16 protein-coding genes are annotated in these 17876 nt (G+C 33.7%); 5 read left to right on the forward strand and 11 right to left on the reverse strand.

Translation table 11 applies throughout. The annotated features are described in order from the left end of the window. The first annotated feature begins 197 nt into the window (after positions 1-197). Positions 198-1799 (forward strand): L,D-transpeptidase family protein, encoded by a 1602-nt coding sequence (locus tag QLQ95_RS09950; RefSeq protein WP_320495801.1) that lies wholly within the window; start codon positions 198-200, stop codon positions 1797-1799. Positions 1800-1864: 65 nt separating this feature from the next. Here the strand turns inward: QLQ95_RS09950 and QLQ95_RS09955 are convergent, their stop codons facing one another. From QLQ95_RS09955 to QLQ95_RS09965, 3 genes are all read right to left on the reverse strand, one after another. Next, positions 1865-4294 (reverse strand): ABC transporter permease, encoded by a 2430-nt coding sequence (locus tag QLQ95_RS09955; RefSeq protein ID WP_095929735.1) that lies wholly within the window; start codon positions 4292-4294, stop codon positions 1865-1867. Between the two features lie 133 nt (positions 4295-4427). Then, positions 4428-5135, reverse strand: coding sequence for an ABC transporter ATP-binding protein (locus QLQ95_RS09960; protein WP_248729096.1), 708 nt, complete (start codon positions 5133-5135; stop codon positions 4428-4430). A gap of 103 nt (positions 5136-5238) precedes the next feature. Then, positions 5239-6489 carry an efflux RND transporter periplasmic adaptor subunit gene (locus QLQ95_RS09965; protein WP_482503629.1) on the reverse strand — a complete coding sequence of 417 codons (1251 nt, stop codon included), beginning with the start codon at positions 6487-6489 and terminating at the stop codon, positions 5239-5241. A gap of 160 nt (positions 6490-6649) precedes the next feature. On the opposite strand from QLQ95_RS09965, the gene QLQ95_RS09970 reads away from it, so the two are divergent. Beyond that, positions 6650-8002, forward strand: coding sequence for a sigma-54-dependent transcriptional regulator (locus tag QLQ95_RS09970; RefSeq protein WP_095929738.1), 1353 nt, complete (start codon positions 6650-6652; stop codon positions 8000-8002). Between the two features lie 146 nt (positions 8003-8148). Next, positions 8149-9474, forward strand: a complete 1326-nt coding sequence (locus QLQ95_RS09975) for a sensor histidine kinase (RefSeq protein ID WP_320495796.1) — start codon at positions 8149-8151, stop codon at positions 9472-9474. A gap of 106 nt (positions 9475-9580) precedes the next feature. On the opposite strand, the gene QLQ95_RS09980 is transcribed toward QLQ95_RS09975, so the two are convergent. The 5 genes from QLQ95_RS09980 to QLQ95_RS10000 form a co-directional block, all read right to left on the reverse strand. After that, positions 9581-9907, reverse strand: a complete 327-nt coding sequence (locus tag QLQ95_RS09980; protein WP_320495794.1) for an MGMT family protein — start codon at positions 9905-9907, stop codon at positions 9581-9583. Positions 9908-9989: 82 nt separating this feature from the next. Further along, positions 9990-10625 carry a LysE family transporter gene (locus QLQ95_RS09985; protein WP_095929741.1) on the reverse strand — a complete coding sequence of 212 codons (636 nt, stop codon included), beginning with the start codon at positions 10623-10625 and terminating at the stop codon, positions 9990-9992. 42 nt (positions 10626-10667) lie between these two features. After that, complete coding sequence (gene trmB, locus QLQ95_RS09990; RefSeq protein ID WP_095929742.1) at positions 10668-11345, reverse strand: tRNA (guanosine(46)-N7)-methyltransferase TrmB; 678 nt, start codon at positions 11343-11345, stop codon at positions 10668-10670. 113 nt (positions 11346-11458) lie between these two features. Then, on the reverse strand, positions 11459-12841 hold the full coding sequence (locus tag QLQ95_RS09995) for an ammonium transporter (protein ID WP_482503632.1): 1383 nt from the start codon (positions 12839-12841) through the stop codon (positions 11459-11461). 263 nt (positions 12842-13104) lie between these two features. Next, a complete protein-coding gene (locus tag QLQ95_RS10000; protein ID WP_482503633.1) occupies positions 13105-13593 on the reverse strand; it encodes a nuclear transport factor 2 family protein in 489 nt (162 codons plus the stop codon). Positions 13594-13772: 179 nt separating this feature from the next. Here QLQ95_RS10000 and QLQ95_RS10005 point away from each other — a divergent pair, with 179 nt between their 5' ends. Then, on the forward strand, positions 13773-14438 hold the full coding sequence (locus QLQ95_RS10005; protein WP_482503634.1) for a hypothetical protein: 666 nt from the start codon (positions 13773-13775) through the stop codon (positions 14436-14438). A gap of 92 nt (positions 14439-14530) precedes the next feature. Here QLQ95_RS10005 and QLQ95_RS10010 read toward each other — a convergent pair whose 3' ends face one another. After that, a complete protein-coding gene (locus tag QLQ95_RS10010) occupies positions 14531-14845 on the reverse strand; it encodes an HPF/RaiA family ribosome-associated protein (RefSeq protein ID WP_095929746.1) in 315 nt (104 codons plus the stop codon). A gap of 341 nt (positions 14846-15186) precedes the next feature. Here QLQ95_RS10010 and QLQ95_RS10015 point away from each other — a divergent pair, with 341 nt between their 5' ends. Then, positions 15187-15420, forward strand: coding sequence for a hypothetical protein (locus QLQ95_RS10015; RefSeq protein ID WP_066032999.1), 234 nt, complete (start codon positions 15187-15189; stop codon positions 15418-15420). Positions 15421-15477: 57 nt separating this feature from the next. On the opposite strand, the gene QLQ95_RS10020 is transcribed toward QLQ95_RS10015, so the two are convergent. Further along, entirely contained in the window at positions 15478-16554 is a 1077-nt protein-coding gene (locus QLQ95_RS10020; protein WP_320495789.1) for an HpaII family restriction endonuclease, read from the reverse strand. Next, on the reverse strand, positions 16554-17819 hold the full coding sequence (locus tag QLQ95_RS10025; protein ID WP_320495788.1) for a DNA cytosine methyltransferase: 1266 nt from the start codon (positions 17817-17819) through the stop codon (positions 16554-16556). Before QLQ95_RS10025 ends, QLQ95_RS10020 begins: the two co-directional genes overlap by 1 nt. Between the last annotated feature and the right edge of the window lie 57 nt (positions 17820-17876).

Here is a 17876-nt window from a genome sequence, read left to right on the forward strand (position 1 = left end):
ATTTAAAAGAATGTTCTTTTATGTAAGTTTTCTTTCAAATAAATAAAATTCTCACAAAACTTCGTTATATTTGATTACCCAAATCGATTGATTACCAGACAGGAAAAAAATATGTGAAAACTAAGGTTTTTTGAGTAATTTTTTGGGTTTTCGGTATTTTTTTTAAAGTTATTTCTACCAATTTAAACTTTAAAAATATGCGAAATTTTACTTTTTCTTTAATTATTGTTACAGTCAGTTTTTTTGCATTTTCATTCAATTCATTGTCAAACAATGCTAAAAGCAATTCTGATCTGTCAAATCGAAAAGATGTTGCTGTCATTACAATCGATGCGGCTTCCATCAATGCCTTCTTCAAGAAATATCCAAAGCTTAAAAAATATCAGAAAGATGTTGATGATATTTATAAAGCCAAACAGTACAAATCTATTTGGTATGATGATAAAAGTATCACTGAATTTGGATCCTTATTGTATCAGAAAGTAAATGTTCTGAAAGATCAGGGAATTGAAGAAAAGATGCCTTATAAAGAACAAATTGATGAGGCGTTTAATGAAAGTTCTTCAAACAAACCATCTCAGCTTGATACCGAATTACTACTTACAAGTATGTATGTGTTTTATGCAAGCAATGTGTATTCTGGAGTTGATCCTGCGACATTGAAAAAAATAGGATGGTATCTGCCTGCAAAATCCATTTCGTATTCTCACATTCTCGACTCATTAATGGTAGATTCCAATAGATTGGATAAAGACGATAATCTGTTATTCAGCCAATACTACAGATTGAAAGATGCGCTAAAAAAATACCGTAAAATTGAAACCGATAATCTATGGCAGAAAATTGCGATTGACAGTGCGACTTTTAAAGATTTAAGACCAGACGATACAGCTATCGCCATTAAACAAATTAGAAATCGCTTATTTGTAGTAGGAGATTTAAAACAAGATTCTGGCAGTGATATTTATGATGAAGAATTGATGGCGGGAGTTTTAAATTATAAAAAAAGATATAATTTAAAAATAAATTATGCCCTAACGAGAGATATTATCAATCAAATGAATGAGCCGATTAGCAAGAGAATCAGAACCATTATGTTGAACATGGAAAGATGCAGATGGATTCCGACCAAATTGGCAAAAGCAGACGAGTACGTTATGGTTAATATTCCTTCATTTAGACTGTTTTATGTTAAGGACGGAAAATATGATCTGGTTTCGGACATTTTTGTGGGTAACAGACTTAGTGAAACAGTGATTTTTAGTGGAAGTATGGATCGAATAGTATTTAGCCCGTATTGGTACGTACCCAATAGCATTATTCAAAACGAATTAAAACTCCAGATTGCAAGTGATAAGAACTATTTGGAAGAGCATAACATGGAATGGAATGGAGGTAAAGTGCGACAAAAACCAGGACCGAAAAATTCGCTGGGATTAGTAAAATTCATGTTCCCAAATCCGAATGATATTTACATGCACGATACGCCTGCAAAAAGTTTATTCGAATTTGAAAAACGCACTTTTAGCCACGGCTGTATCAATGTGAAAGAAGCCAAACAGCTTGCATTGCATATTTTAAAAGACGACCCAGACTGGCCGGCAGACAAAATTGAGAGTGCTATGAATGGCGGAAAAGAAACAACCTGCATGCTTAAACGTAAAATTCCGGTTTATATAGGTTATTTTACCTGCTGGGTTCAGGACAATGGAGAAGTCAATTTTTTCCCAGATGTTTACGATCGAGACCAAAGTCTGGATAAGTTAATTTATAATGATGCCATTACAATGAAAGATTAAAAATAAAAGCCCGACGGATTTTACTGAAATCTGTCGGGCTTCTTTAAAAAAAATGGTCTACAAGCTTATTCGTATTTTAGATATTTTAATACATCTATTCTAGTTACCTGAAATGCTTTTGTTAAAACAATTACTAATGTTAAAAACAAAAGTGAAATCAGGGCAATTATAAACGGAACTGTTGATATTCCAATTCTAAAAGCGAAATCTTCAAGCCATTTCTGTAATAATATATAAGCAGGAACAATCCCGATTGCAAATCCTATAAAACAGAAAACAATATATTGTTTCGACAATTCTTTTAAGAGTATATCTGTTTCGGCTCCTAATGTTTTTCGAATGGCGATTTCTTTCAATCTTCTCTCCATCGAAAATGATGCCAAAGCGAACAATCCAAAGATAGCAATTATGATTACGACTAAATTTAGGATGAAAAAGAGGTTTTTTTGTTTGACTTGCTCTTCATAAGTTTTTGCAAATCCTTTGTTAACAAATTCGTAATCAAACGGATAGTCAGGGTTAACGTTTTTCTCCCAATATAATTTCAATTTTTCTAACGTTTCTGTTAAATTATTTGGAGAAACCTTTACAAGCACTCTATTGAAATTATTCCATTTTAGTGTTTTTAAACTAATAAAAACCATTGGCGGAACCTTATTCTGTAAATTGATTAAATTAAAGTCTTTCACAACTCCAACAACTTTAAACTTCAAATTATCACTGTTTCCAATACTCCAGCCCGATGTTATCATGGTGTTTACTGGATTCTTAAGATTTAGTTCTTTGGCAAGTGTCTCGTTTATAAGCATGCCGTTTACAGTGTCTGAAGCAAATTGAGCAGATAAGTCGCGTCCTTCAACTATTTTAATCTTCATCATTTCAAGAAATCCAAAATCCATTTCGATGTTTTTTGGCTGTACAAAAATTCCATTATGCTTAAATCCTGAACTTGATCCCGAATTGCCTCCAAAAGTGCCAGCAAATGTAGTAACATCTACAACTCCTGGAATTTTTTTAATTTCTTGTTTCTCTGCTAAATATTTATCTGTTCTGCTTAATCGGTCTTTTGTGTTGTAGGTAATAGAAAGTACCTGATCACCGCTAAAGCCTAGATCTTTGTTCATCATGTAACTAACCTGCGAATTAACAATCAATGCTCCAATGATAAAGAAGGCAGCAATTCCGAATTGAAAGATAAGCATTGAGTTTCGAATCCAAATACCGCTTTTACTTCTTGAAAAATTCCCTTTTAAAACCTTTAATGTTTCAAAATTTGAGATATAAACAGCAGGGAAAATACCCGCAAGAACGATTACTAATCCAAATATAAAAATAAGCTGCAGGTAAAATTCGCCGCCATTCATAGTCAAAGTTTTTCTCAAAAAGGTATTGTAATAAGGCAATGAAAGTTCTACAATTGCAAGTGCAAAAACAATTGCAAGCGTTACGATTATAGAGGTTTCAAAAATAAACTGCGTAACAATTTGTTTTTTTGTTGCACCCACAATTTTACGCACACCTACTTCTTTGGCACGTTTGATGGCCGATGCAGTTGCCAAATTGATATAATTTACTATAGATAAAAATAAGATTAGAACAGACAAACCGCCCATAATGTAAAGCAATTTTAAATTGCCCTGCCCTTCAGGAAAATTTTGGCCTCCTGAACTTATTGTGCCATATAAACGAGACGTTTTCAATTGATCTAGGATCACTTCTACCTGTCCGTTTTCTTTTAAATATTGCTCTACGGTCTGACCGCTGGCTTTGGCATCTTTTACGGTTCTGTTAACAAAAATTACATTTTGCATTTTCTTTATAAGAGCAGCAGAATTGGTTCCTTTTTTAGCTTTGACCATTAAAGCATAATTAAAATTCCCCCATTGATCTCTGTCGCCCTCGCGTTTAACCCCGTTAAAGACATAATTTGGCTCGATTGAAGACGGTTTAGTTACGCGAAAAACCGCTTTTACGATATAATCGCCATTACCATACGTAATTGATTTACCAATTGGATCGTCGTTTTTGAAAAGCAATTTTGCTTGATCTTCGGATACGGCAACACTATTTTTTTCTTTTAAAATGTTCTGTTTATTTCCTTTTATAATTTCAAAAGGGAAAAAATCAAAAAAGTTTTCGTCTGTACGGATAACTTTTTTATCTAATATTTTTAGATTTTGAAATTTAACAACGCCATCTTCGTACCAATTGTAGAGAAAACAAATTTTGTCAATTTCAGGGATTGTAGCTTTACAAGTCTCGCCAAAAGGGATCGAACTAGTCGCCCAGATATCTCCCGAACCAATTTTGTTTAGAACAAGATAAGCATTCTCTTTTTCAGGATTCCATTGATCGTATGCGTTTTCATTGTTCCAATATAAGATCGCAAAAATGACAGAAGCAATCCCGATGCTTAGTCCTAAAACATTTAAAAACGAAAACAATTTGCTTTGTTTTAAATGATATATAAATATTTTAAACCAGTTAAAAATCATTTTGAGGTATATTTTTTATAGTTGATATGGTTGTTTTTAGTAAACCTTTCGGTTTTACATCATAGTAAATATTTTGCATACTAGTTCTACCAGAACTACAAGTGCAGTAACAATAATTTTAATCATCACTTTATTATTTAGCGTCCATAAAAACATCAACATTGCGTTGATTTAATTTCTCAGAAAATATAACTCCGTCTTTCATATGAATGGTTCTTTGCGAAAAAGAAGCGTCATAATCAGAGTGGGTAACCATCAAAATGGTAGCGCCTTTAGCGTGCAAATCGGTTAAAAGTTCCATTACTTCATTACCGTTTTTACTGTCTAAGTTTCCTGTTGGCTCATCGGCCAAAATAATTTTTGGATCATTTACCAGAGCTCTTGCAACGGCAACCCTTTGCTGTTGTCCTCCAGAAAGCTGTTGCGGAAAATGTTTCAAACGATGAGAGATATTAAGTTTCTCAGCAATCGCCTCAATTTTCTGTTTTCTTTCAGAAGCTTTTACATTGTTGTAAAGCAAGGGCAATTCGATATTATCGTAAACAGAAAGCTCATCAATTAAATTGAAATTCTGAAAAATAAAACCAATGTTTTCTTTTCTCACTTGCGCTCTGCCTTTTTCTTTTAAGCCAATCATTTCTTGGTCTAGCAGTTTGTAGCTTCCTGTGCTTGCGCTATCCAAAAGCCCGATAATATTTAATAAAGTCGATTTTCCACATCCAGAAGGCCCCATAATGGTTAAAAAATCTCCTTTTTTTATTTCTAAATTGATACCGCTCAAAGCAGCAGTTTCTATTTCTTCTGTTCTAAAAACTTTGGTTAAATTCTGAATTGTGATCATAATTTTTTTAGGTTTTGAAATGTTATTAAATACGTTTTTTGATTGATGATTGAAATTGTGTTTTTTTATAATTGTAAACTGAGACTGAAAACTGAACACTGAATTACTGTGACTGCGACTCCAGAGAAAGCTCTTCGATATCCTTATAATCGCTGTAAGAAGAAGTAACTACAGATTCGCCTTCTTTTAAGCCTTCTAAAACTTCATAATACGAAGGATTTTCTCGGCCTAGTTTGATATTTCTTCTTACTGCTTTATTTCCGTTTACAACAAAAATCCATTTTCCTGCTGCTTCCTGGTTAAAAGCTCCTCTCGGAATTACCAAAGTTCTATTCTTTTCAGACAAAATCAGTTTTACGCCAAAACTAAGTCCGTCCTGCAGAACAATATTTTCTTTACTTACAAAAGCAAGCTCCACAGTAAATCGTCCGCCTTTTACTTCAGGAATTACTTTGGTCACGATAACTTCAAGATTTTTCCCTTTAAATTCTACCTGTCCTTTTAAACCTTCTCTAAGTTTTTCCAGATAAAATTCGTCTACTTCGGCAATAAGTTTGTATCCTTTGTTAGAATCGATTCTTCCGATGCTTGCGCCTGCCTGAAAAGTCTTTCCTAAAACAGGTTCAAAAGAGGTTAATCGTCCTGTTTCTGGCGCTGTAATTAAGAAGTTCTTTTTATTATTTCTCAGAATATCCAAACTTTTTTCCATAGTCTGGATCGAACGGTTTATTTGTGAAATCTGAACCTGATTGCTTTGTTTTTCTTTTTGAATACTCTGCTGAATTGTTCTTTTGCGTTCTTCCTGAAAACGAAGGCTTTCTTTAAAAGTATTCCAGTCATTTTTAGAAATTACATCTTTCTCATACAACTTCGCATTCATATCATATAATCTCTTCGCGTCGTTATAATCATGCTCTATCAAAACCAAATCTTTGTTTAGATTTAATTCTTGATTTCTGATATTTAATTTACCCGTATTCAAATTGTTGATTTGCTCAATAATAGCGGTTTCCTGAGTAAGATAATTCAATTCTGTATTTGGATTGTACAAACGAGCCAGCGATTGTCCTTTGGTAACCATTGCACCATTTTCTACAAAGATTTCTTTTACAGAACCTCCCTCAGTAACATTTACAAGCATAACATTCAAAGGTTCTACTTTTGCCTGAAAAACAACAAAATCTTCAAAAAAAGCTTTTTCTGCTTTTTGAATTACCAATTCGTCGGCTTTTACATTTAAAGTTCTTTTGGTGTTAAATGCAAAAAGGACGATTACGAGCAAAACTAAAAAAACAGCAATTGCTATTGCGAGATATCTAAATTTTTTACTTTTACGAGGAATTATCGTGTCCATTTTTTAAATTATTTTACTGATAATCAATAGGTAAATATTGTGCCATAAAATTTATTATCTGTAAAGTATTGATTTTAAAGAGGCTCTAAAAAACACTTCTAAAAAGCAGTGTCCGATAATGAACAGTTGACCGTTCGGAAGCGGACAGAAAAAAGACTACATGAGAAAAAAACTAGCCCAAATATTAGTTGTTGACGATCAGGAAGAAATTCTTTTTTCTGCAAAAATGATTCTTAAAAAACATTTCGAGACCATTTTTACAACCAATAGTCCTAAAAAAATCATTTCAATTTTAAGCGAAAATGATATAAATGTGGTGTTGCTGGATATGAATTACCGAATTGGTTTTGAAGATGGGCGTGAAGGAATTCATTGGTTGAAAGAAATTAAAACGCTTTCTCCGAATACAATTGTGATCTTAATGACCGCTTTTGGTAAAATTGAAACCGCTGTAGAGGGTATTAAAATTGGAGCTTTTGATTATGTGTTAAAGCCGTGGAATAACGAAAAATTGATAGAAGTTATTGATAAAGCAGTCGCTGAAAGCAGAAAAACTAGCAAAAAAACAGCTTCAGAAAAAACAGAGAAGGCCGAAAAGAAATATTTTGTCGGCACTTCAGCAAAAATAAAACAAGCTTATTCAATTGCCGAAAAAGTGGCCAGAACAGATGCCAATGTTTTGATTTTGGGCGAAAATGGAACGGGAAAATATGTTTTTGCCGAATTTATTCATCAGCATTCTGAAAGGAAAAACGAGCCTTTTGTACATGTAGATTTAGGTTCTCTAAGCGATAACCTGTTTGAAAGTGAACTTTTTGGTTACGCCAAAGGTGCTTTTACGGATGCTAAAATCGATACCGCTGGCCGTTTCGAAAATGCATCAAACGGAACTATTTTCTTAGATGAAATTGGAAATATTCCGCTGCATCTTCAAGCTAAATTATTGCACGTTTTACAAACCAAAACCGTAACGCGTTTAGGCGAAAGCAAACCGCGATCGCTGAATGTTCGTGTTATTGCCGCAACGAACAGTGATATAAAAACAGAAGTCAAAAATAAAACGTTCCGTGAAGATTTGCTGTACCGAATTAATACCATGGAGATTAATCTGCCTTCTTTAAGAGAAAGAAAAGACGATATTGTACCGATGGCCAATTTTATTCTGGAACAAATTGCCGAAAAATACAATCAGGAAAATTGGCGTTTTGAAGAAAATGCTGCATCCTATCTTGAAAAATATCCATGGAAAGGGAATGTTCGAGAAATGGAAAACAAAATTGAACGCGCTTTGATTTTAGCAGAAAACAATACCATTTCTGTAATGGATCTGGATATTCTGAACTTCGAAGAAATTCAGGAAAATGATGAAAATCCGTTATCGGAAATGGAGAAAGGCGCAATTGAAAAAGCACTTTTTAAGCATAACGGAAACATCAGTAAAACGGCTGAAGAATTAGGATTGTCGCGGGCTGCGTTGTACAGAAGAATAGAAAAATACGATTTGAAGAATTAAAGAGGAAGAAGCAAGAGGCGAGAATCAAGATTTTTGCTTTGTCTTAAATTTTAGTTTCACGCAGATTTTGCAAATTCAGCAGATAAAAAATCCCTTTAATCTTTTTAATCTGAGGCTAGAAAAAAACGTGACAAAAAAATAATTAAATGAAAAACTGGAAATTTTATAACGCGTTGTTTGTAAGAGTTGTGTTTGTAATGGCGCTCTTTATTGGCAGTGCATTATTGTTTTACAAAGGATTTCAATACAACGCTTTATTAGTGGGTGTTTTTGTTTTGATTTTTCTAATTGAAATGTATTTTTTTGTCAAAAACCAGTTGCTGTTTTATGACAAAACGATCAACTCTATTTTGCATGACGACTTTTCTGCCCATTTTCCAGAAGAACATAAAAAAGACAATTTTAATAGTCTCTACCTTTTGTATGATACTTTAAAGGTTCAGAAACAAGAGCAGATCTCTAAAGAATTAATCTATCGTTCGATTTTGAATAGTATTGATACCGCTGCTTTAATCTTAGAAAAAGAAAATGAGGATTGGTCTATTTTTATAATGAATGACTGTTTTTCGAATCTTTTCAAAGTGCCAAAAGTAAGTCATTGGAAATACCTTAAAAACTATCTTCCGAGTTTGTGCAGTGAAATTGAAAAGGTTGGTTTTGCAGAATTAAAAACCGCTATTTCAATCAAAATTGAAGATCAGGACCTGCAGACTTTTATGTTGCAAACTTCTCTTACGCAGACTTATGACAAAGAGTATTTTATCATTTTGCTAGATAGTATCCAGCGCGTTATTGAGAAAAAAGAAAAAGAAGCATGGATTAATCTGATGAAGATTATTTCGCATGAATTAATGAATTCTTTAACGCCTATTCGTGCGCTTTCGCAGAATTTGCTCCACATTGTAGATCAGGATGAATTGGAAGATGACGATTTTGAAGATATCAAAAGCAGTATTTCGACCATCATAAATAGGAGCGATCATTTACAGTTTTTCGTGGAAAATTATCGCAAACTGGCAATGCTACCAACGCCAAATAAACAAATGACACCAATCAATGCGCTGTTTGAAGATTGTCTTAGAATTATGAGTCCGATCTTGAAGGAAGAAAGAATAGAATTGATGAATGAAATACACAGTTCACGTTCTATTATGATTGATAAAAATCAGATGGAGCAGGTCATAATCAATTTGATTACCAATAGTATTCATGCTTTAAAAGAAAAGATAGAAAAGAAATTAATGATCTCAAGCTATACCGAAAATAATCGTTTTTTTATTGTGATTTCAGATAATGGAAAAGGAGTAGATGCTGAAATTAGAGATAAAGTTTTCCTTCCGTTTTTCACCACCAGAAAAGATGGAGCTGGAATAGGATTAACGCTTTCTAAGAATATTATAGAAGCTCACGGAGGTTATCTAAGCTATCAAACTGATGAAGATAAAACAAGTTTTGTGATTTGTTTGATTTGAAAATAATAAGGTGAGGTTGTCTTTGTCAGGCTGAGCGGAGTCGAAGCCATTCTTGCGCTAAAGGGCTTCGACTCCGCTCAGCCTGACAGACGAGATATGACTGTTTTTAAATCTCAACTTCCGGTTTCCAAAAGTGCTTTTCTAAATCTACAATCTGATTGTTGACCACTTTTATTCCTTCATTTTCTAAAAGTTGCTGCATTAAATTGGTTCCGTCAAAGTGATGTTTTCCTGTCAAAAGCCCTTTTTGGTTAACCACTCTGTGCGCAGGAACATCATCCATATTATGACAGGCATTCATTGCCCAGCCGACCATTCGAGCGGAACGAGCTGTGCCTAATGCTTTTGCAATAGCGCCATAAGAAGTAACTTTTCCAAACGGAATTTGTCTGGCGATTACATACACTCTTTCGAAAAAATTTTCCTCTGCCATTTTAAAATGTTTTTCTAGTAAGATATGAAGTTAATAAAGATAAAAACTTAATTTTTCTTAATCTCTTAATGGTTCGTTTTATTTATCCGAAGTAGTAATTCAGGATATTAAAAAGTGTTGCTAGAGCTACTAATCCAGTAATGGTCCCGATAATAGTATTCATGTTTCTCATGAAGTAATCGGTTTTCTTTTCTATTCTTCCGAAGAAAGCAATATAGCTGTATAAAATTCCGAAAGCCCCAAGAACAGAACCTAATACAAATGTTAGTATAATCGGGTTTTGAAATGTAAAAAGATTGTATGAAGCCAGAGTAACACTTACGACAACATAATACGGAATCGGAAAGAAGTTTAATCCAGAAAGTAACATTCCGAGAAAGAAACTGCTTTTTTTACTCTTTTTGATTTTCGTTTTTTTCTTTGCTATCGGATCTTTTGCAAAAAACAAAAAGTAAATAGTTAAGATAGAAAAAATGACAAAACCAACTTCACGCAATAAGGTTACAACATCTGGACGATTGTCTATGACGCGAGCAAACAATACGGCAACATAAGCTTGAAAAAAAATAACTAAAACAGCCCCGATTACAAACCATAAAGCATTCTTTTTACCTTCTTTCATTTTTATTTTGGCAGCTGTCATGTTGAGCAATCCTGGCGGAATAGTCCCGATGGCTGCAGCAATAAAGCCTGAAAGTAATGGGGTAAGATAGGTCATTTAGTTATTAAAATCGGTTAGATAAAGGTTTCAAAATTAAAGTTAGTCTTTAATTTTGAAACGAATATACGTAATTGCCTTATTAATTTCTAAATATTGTTTTTCGTAAAAAGTCTGTATAGAAGTTACAACTTCTGGGCTTCCTTCGTTTTTATAGACGTTATGGTTGGCATACAAAACTTCGTGACCTTCTCCGTGAAGTAATCCAAGAGTATAACCGTGCATAAATTCGCTATCGGTTTTAAGGTTTACGACACCGTCTTTTTTCAGGATTTTTTTGTACAATTTCAAGAACTCAGAATTGGTCATTCTGTGTTTGGTTCTTTTGTATTTGATCTGCGGATCTGGGAAAGTAATCCAGATTTCGTCTACTTCGCCTTCAGCAAAAATATGATTGATCAATTCGATTTGTGTACGAACGAAAGCAACATTATGAAGTCCGTCTTCAACAGCAGTTTTGGCACCACGCCAGAAACGTGCTCCTTTAATATCAATTCCGATAAAATTTTTGTTTGGGTATTTTTCTGCTAATCCAACAGAATATTCTCCCTTTCCACATCCTAATTCTAAAACTAATGGATTATCATTTTTAAAGAAATCAGAATTCCATTTTCCTTTTAAAGGCATTAAATCGCCTACAACTTCTTCTCTGGTTGGCTGAAAAACGTTTTGAAATGTTTCGTTTTCTCTGAATCTTTTTAGTTTATTTTTACTTCCCACTTTTACAAAAATTTTCCGCAAAATTAAGGAATATAAACGGTAGGATTGTTTAAAAAAGAGAAAAATCGCAAGAGTTGTCTTTTTTAAAACAAATCTTGCGATTCTATAATGTATTAACCGTAGTGAGGTTCAGTAATTGGTTTTGATTTCGGATCTAATGTTTCATCATGTTGTGATAAATCCAATCCGATGTGTTCTGATTCTTCTGAAACTCTTAGCGGAATAATGAAATTGGTTACTTTGAACAAGAAATAAGCTCCAAAGAAAGTAAAGACTGAAACCAGAACCAATGCCATCATGTGATGTCCGAAAAGATTCCATCCGCCGTGAAGTAAACTTGCATTTTCGCCGTGAGCGAAAATAGCGGTTAGAATCATTCCCATAATTCCTCCCACACCGTGACAAGCAAAAACGTCAAGTGTATCGTCAAATCTTTTAGAATATTTGCAATTTACAGCCGTATTAGAAACCAAAGCTGTAATGAAACCGAAGAACATACTTTCTGGGACAGAAATAAATCCTGCAGCAGGCGTAATGGCAACAAGACCAACAACAGCTCCAATACAAGCACCTAAAGCAGAAACTTTTCTTCCGTTCATTCTGTCAAAGAAAATCCAAGTTAACATCGCTGCAGCCGATGAAGTTGTCGTTGTAGCAAAAGCCATAGCGGCAGTTCCGTTGGCCGCAAGCGCAGATCCAGCGTTGAATCCGAACCATCCAAACCAAAGCATTCCTGTTCCTAATAATACAAATGGAATATTGGTTGGAATATGCTGGCTGTTTTTTCTTTTTCCTAAAACAATAACTCCGGCTAAAGCTGCAAAACCAGAACTCATGTGCACCACAGTTCCTCCAGCAAAATCTTTAACACCAAAATAACTTCCTAAAATGCCCGTTGGGTACCAAACCGCGTGACATAAAGGAGCATATATAAAAATGGTAAATAAACTAATGAAAACTAAATAAGAGATAAAGCGAACGCGCTCTGCAAACGAACCTGTGATAATCGCAGGACAAATGATGGCAAATTTCATCTGAAACAAAGCAAAAAGCATAAACGGAATTGTATTGGCCAATTGTTTATGAGGCAGAACGCCAACATAATCCATAAAAGCAAAAGTGGTCGGATTACCAAAAAAGCTGTAAAAATGATCTCCAGAACCAAAACCAACCGGTTCTCCAAATGCCAAACTAAATGCAACTACAACCCATAAAAGCGTAACGACACCTAGACAGATAAAACTTTGAAGCATGGTCGAAATAACATTTTTCTTTCCTACCATTCCACCATAAAAGAAAGACAATCCTGGTGTCATGATTAAAACCAGACAGCTTGAAGTAAGCATCCAGGCAACATCGGCAGGAACGATATGATCTGTAGTTCCAAATTCTGATAAAACATAATTATTTTCGGTAACTGTTGGCCAAAAAGCCCCTATCGTACATACGACGCTTATCATGATAAAGGAGATAATCCAGCGTTTTTCTATTTTCATTTTTAAAATACTTTGTTTAACCCTATTTTTTTTGGGGTCAAAGTTAGAAAAAAATAAATATTCTTGTTTTTAAGGCTGATAAAATAGAGGTGTGGCTTTTATTTTGATGAATTTTGTAAAATACCGCTCGTTTTTTTGACAGTATCTTATTCTAAAGTTACAAAAAAGCACTGTTTTTGCCGAATTAATTAAAAATAATCTGCTAACAGTGCTTCTAAAGTGCTCAAAAAGTTACGTTTATAATAAGAAAACCGTAAAATGTTTTATTTTTTCTGAAGTTTTGCAATCAAAGCGTCTTCAATTGGAGCTTTTATCTTTGTTACAGCATCAACTTCGTCATTTGGAACGGTCATCGATAGAACATAATGCTGAATTTTCCATTCGTTCCCCACTTTAACCAAAACTCCAGAACCGCGGCAAATTTTCATTTGCGTATCCAATAATTCATCAAACCACGCAATCTTTCCGCTTTTATCAAAAAAGATATGACGCTCTAAAGCTTTAAAATTCCATGTAGTTCCTTTGTTGAAAAAGGGTTTTGCCCAAACGGCAAATTCTTTTTTAGTCCAATTCTCGGTTGCATCGGTTCCAATGTAAATTGCGTCGTCTGCCAATGTATTAAAGTAAGCATCAAATTTTACTTCGCCGGCAGCTTTATGCCACGCATCTAAAGTCTGATTGATTTTGTTTTTGTCTGTTTGTGCATTGGCAAAAGAAGCAACGAATAAAAGAAGTAAAAGTGTTTTTTTCATGAGATATAGTATTTGAGTTTAAAGTTATAATTTTTTTTGAACCATGTAAGTGATATAAGGAAATGGAAGTTTTCAAAACAATTTAAAATCCTGTGTTTAATTATCATTAACATTACTCATGTGATTTAATCTCTCAAAAAACCACTATATTTGATTCATCAATAAAAATACCCCCAGTCATGAAGGCAAAATTACTTATAAGTTCACTCGCTGTAACTTCTCTATTGTTCGTTTCCTGTAAAAAGGAATTAGAACCGCAAGCAAGCACAGCAACTTCTGAATTAGTAAGATTAGGACTTGCAAAAGATACCACAAAACCTGCTGCACCACTGGTGCAAGCACCTGCAACAAACCCAAATACAGTTTTAAGCGATACAAAAGGAATTAACCCTGCTCACGGACAGCCGGGACACCGTTGCGATATTGCGGTTGGCGCACCTTTAAATTCTGCACCAACACAGCAAGCGCAGGCAACTCAAGCACAAACCGTTCAGGTAAATCCGACTCAGCAGAAAATGGTTACGACTACAACTGCTGCTCCAGTTAAAGTAGCAAAAGGAATGAATCCGCCACACGGACAGCCAGGACATAGATGTGATATTCCTGTTGGAGCACCTTTAAATTCTGCTCCTGCAAAAACTACAACAACAACAGCTTCAAATACCGCTCAAAGCGGAACAGTTACTCAAAACTTTACCGTTACTCCGCCAGCATCAAACCCAGTTCCAGCTTTGTTAAGTACCGAAGGTAATGAAGTGAAAGTAGCAGACGGAATGAATCCGCCGCACGGAAAACCAGGTCACCGTTGCGATATTGCAGTTGGTGCACCACTGCCAAAATCATAAGTTAAAGAGACAAAGTAATAAAGTAACAAAGTGACAAAGGTTCCAAGAAAACTTAGAATCTTTGTCACTTTGTTACTTTGCAACTTATTATATTAATGTTCTTTTATTTTTTCGAAAGTGCTCGTCAATGTTTTTTTAGCTTTGGCCAATGCACCGCTAAAAGCTTTTTCAAGACTTTCGGCGTGTTCTGTAACTGTAATTGGCTGTAGTTTTACGGGACGAACTTCAATCACACACTTTTTGTCATGCAAGCTGAACTTTTCTCCATTTTCATCTCCAAAATGAATTTCTACGCGAGTAATTTTATCTTGAAAACGGTCTAAGCTTTTTTCTACTTCTCCAGAAAAATAACTTTCTAATCTTGCACTTCCTTCAATGTTTTTGTCGGTGTTGATTTGTACTTTCATAACAAATAAAATTTAATGATTCATTCTCAAACTTATCCATTTTAAAGATAAAAGACAAGTAGGTTAAGGAAATATTATGAAATTTTAAATTGATTTATTTTTCAATTTTGTAAATTCGATTTGGAGAAAATATACTTATAGTACCTTATTTTTAAATAAAGAAAAAACTTACAATTTATTGTTTTGTTTCGTATGTTTGCAATTCTAAACTTTCAGAATATGAACAAAACAAAACTTCTGCCCGCATGGCATGCTGGCGGTATTGGAAACAACCGCAACGCTCTGAAAGGCGTAGAGCAGCTAACCCATGCGGGTTTTATACTCTCTAAACTTTCAGACTTATGAGTACAAACACCCTTTCCAAAGAAACCGAATTGAGGTTAACTGAATTCTTCAACAATTCAATCGATTCCAAAAGTATGGCAAAAACCATTAGGCAAGTAAATTTCCTAATTGCGTTAAATGCAATACGAGAAGATGGATTTATGAAAACGGAGACCGTAAATATTGAAGATGGTTTCTTTTGGCTAAATGAATTAGCAGAGATTCTTGATCCTTATTTGGGGATTGAGTAGATTTTAGAAATGGAAAAAGCCACTTTTCAGTGGCTTTTTATATTTATTGTTTAGAAATTACTTTATGAATCTAATTTGGAGATTCAGTTTAAAAAATAAATCTCCATCTTTTTTGTATAGCATACCAAATCCGTGTCTGCTTGAACTTGCTGTTTCCAGTTTAGTGTTATTTAATAAATAATTTTCAAACTCACTTTTATTATAAATATGATAACAAACTATTTCTCCATCTTCTTTGATAACTAAATATCCTCCTGTGGCATCATATTCTCCATTCCATACTTTTGAAGGAGTCATTCCTAATGCAACATCAGTTAAAAATCTTTTAATTTTATAAGAATAAAATTTATGCTTATTTGTTATGTCAAAATTCAATGGATTTGTTTCTTCAATCTTCGAGACTAGGTCTAAAAGCTTAGAATGAGCACTAGTATAAAAATCAATTAAAATGTTTGAAATAATTTGAGGTAGCAAACTGTCAATCAATATAAGATTGTTTGAAAAAATTTGTTGTTCAGTTTCTGAAAAATTGAAATACCCGCCTCTGTTTTTTATATACTCAATTCTATCTTTTATTTTACTTCTCGAATCAATCGAATTAACAATATCTATTTCTTCTTCTGATAGATTTAGTCCTGAAATACTAAAAATAAAGTTTGTTGTTCTACCTGCATTCAGAAGTGTAGAGGGATTGCCTAATTGCGATTTTATGCTAAATCCAAGAACTGGTTGCTGATTTGTTCTTTGATCATGAATAACTATTGTTATGTCTGTTTTTGCTGAAGAGCTTGCTTTTATTGATATGCAATTAATAGTCTGCATGAAATCTTCAATCTCAGGGACAGAAAAATTTCCGTCTTGATTTGACTTTATAGCCTGCAATAAATAAGTTGCTTTTTCTTTAAAAACAGAAACAGGAATTCTTAAAAGCTCTTCTTTTTCAGATATTAAAACAATGTCATCTAGAATTGAATATTCGAAATTTCCATTCCTTTCTGAGCGTAAGATTTTAATTATGGGGTAAAGGATATCTGGGATTTTTTCAATTTTTTCATTTCCAGAGGCGAGCACTTTGTCGCCAAGTAATTTGAAAAGCGCATATATTTCACTCCATTCCCCTTTATTACCCGTCATTATAATTTATCTTTAATTAAATCAATTATTTTCTCAGCAGTTGCTTGAATTGCAGGAATAGCAACAGAATTTCCAAATTGTTTATATGCAGAAGCATCAGCAACTGGAATTACAAAATGATCAGGAAATCCTTGTAATCTTGCCCATTCGCGCGGAGTCATTTTTCTAATTCCCTCACGATTTACTTCTCCTTTAATATGTGTTGATGGAGTATAGTCTGTAATTCTATCATCTAAAACTAAATTTCTTTCTCTTCCCATTCCTCCGACTAAGATAGAATTTGATATTTCGTCATCTTTAATGATTTGATATCCAAATCCATTTCCTTTGCTGGCGTGTCTTTCTTTGTGATTTTTTAAAGTTTGAAGATATTGAGATGATAAATAATATTTTGTAGGTACAACATCCTTCTCTTTTACATCTTTGAATGTAACTTTTTCATCTAAAGTTTCTGGATATTCAAATGAATTTATTCCTAAGTCACCTCTAAAACCAACAATATAAATACGCTCTCTGTTTTGAGGTACACCAAATTCTTTAGCGTTCATGATTTCAGGATCAGGCACGTAATATCCTAAATCATTTCTAAGAACATTTAAAATTGTTTCTAAAGTTTTTCCTTTATCATGACTTTTTAAACCTTTTACGTTTTCTAAGAAAATTGCTTTTGGTTGTTTGTCTTTTATAATTTTAGCAACATCAAAAAATAATGTTCCTCGCGTATCTTCAAATCCGCCTCTTTTTCCTGCAATTGAAAAAGCTTGGCAAGGAAATCCTGCGCATAAAACATCAAAACCTTCTGGAATATAATTCTTTGTTCTTTCTTTTGTTATATCTCCAAAAGGAGTTTCTCCAAAATTAGCTTTGTACGTTTTTTTTGCGTTCTCATCCCATTCAGAAGTAAAAACACATTTTCCTCCTAAATTCTGTAACGCAATTCTAAAACCTCCAATTCCTGCAAAAAGGTCGATAAATTTAAAAGTATAATTTTCGGGAGTAGGAAACGGAACATCTTCCACTTCAAAAAGTAATTGTTGTAATGCAGAATCAGAAACCATATTTAGTTTCTCTTCTTCATTTTTGTATTCAACAATTTGTTTTATGTATTGAGCAGCTTCTTCTTCAAAATGATCTTTAACGCCATTGTGATAATTGTGCAGATAATGTGTAACAACGGCTTTTCTATTATCGTCTTCTTCTACAAAGCGATTTTTAAATTTTTTACCATCAAATTCGTCAATGTTGATCTTTTCTTCTCCCGTCATTTTGCGCTAAAATTAGTGGTGCAATTTATGAATAATAATCCAAAATCAGGAATTATG

Source organism: Flavobacterium sp. B330r (assembly GCF_056824325.1).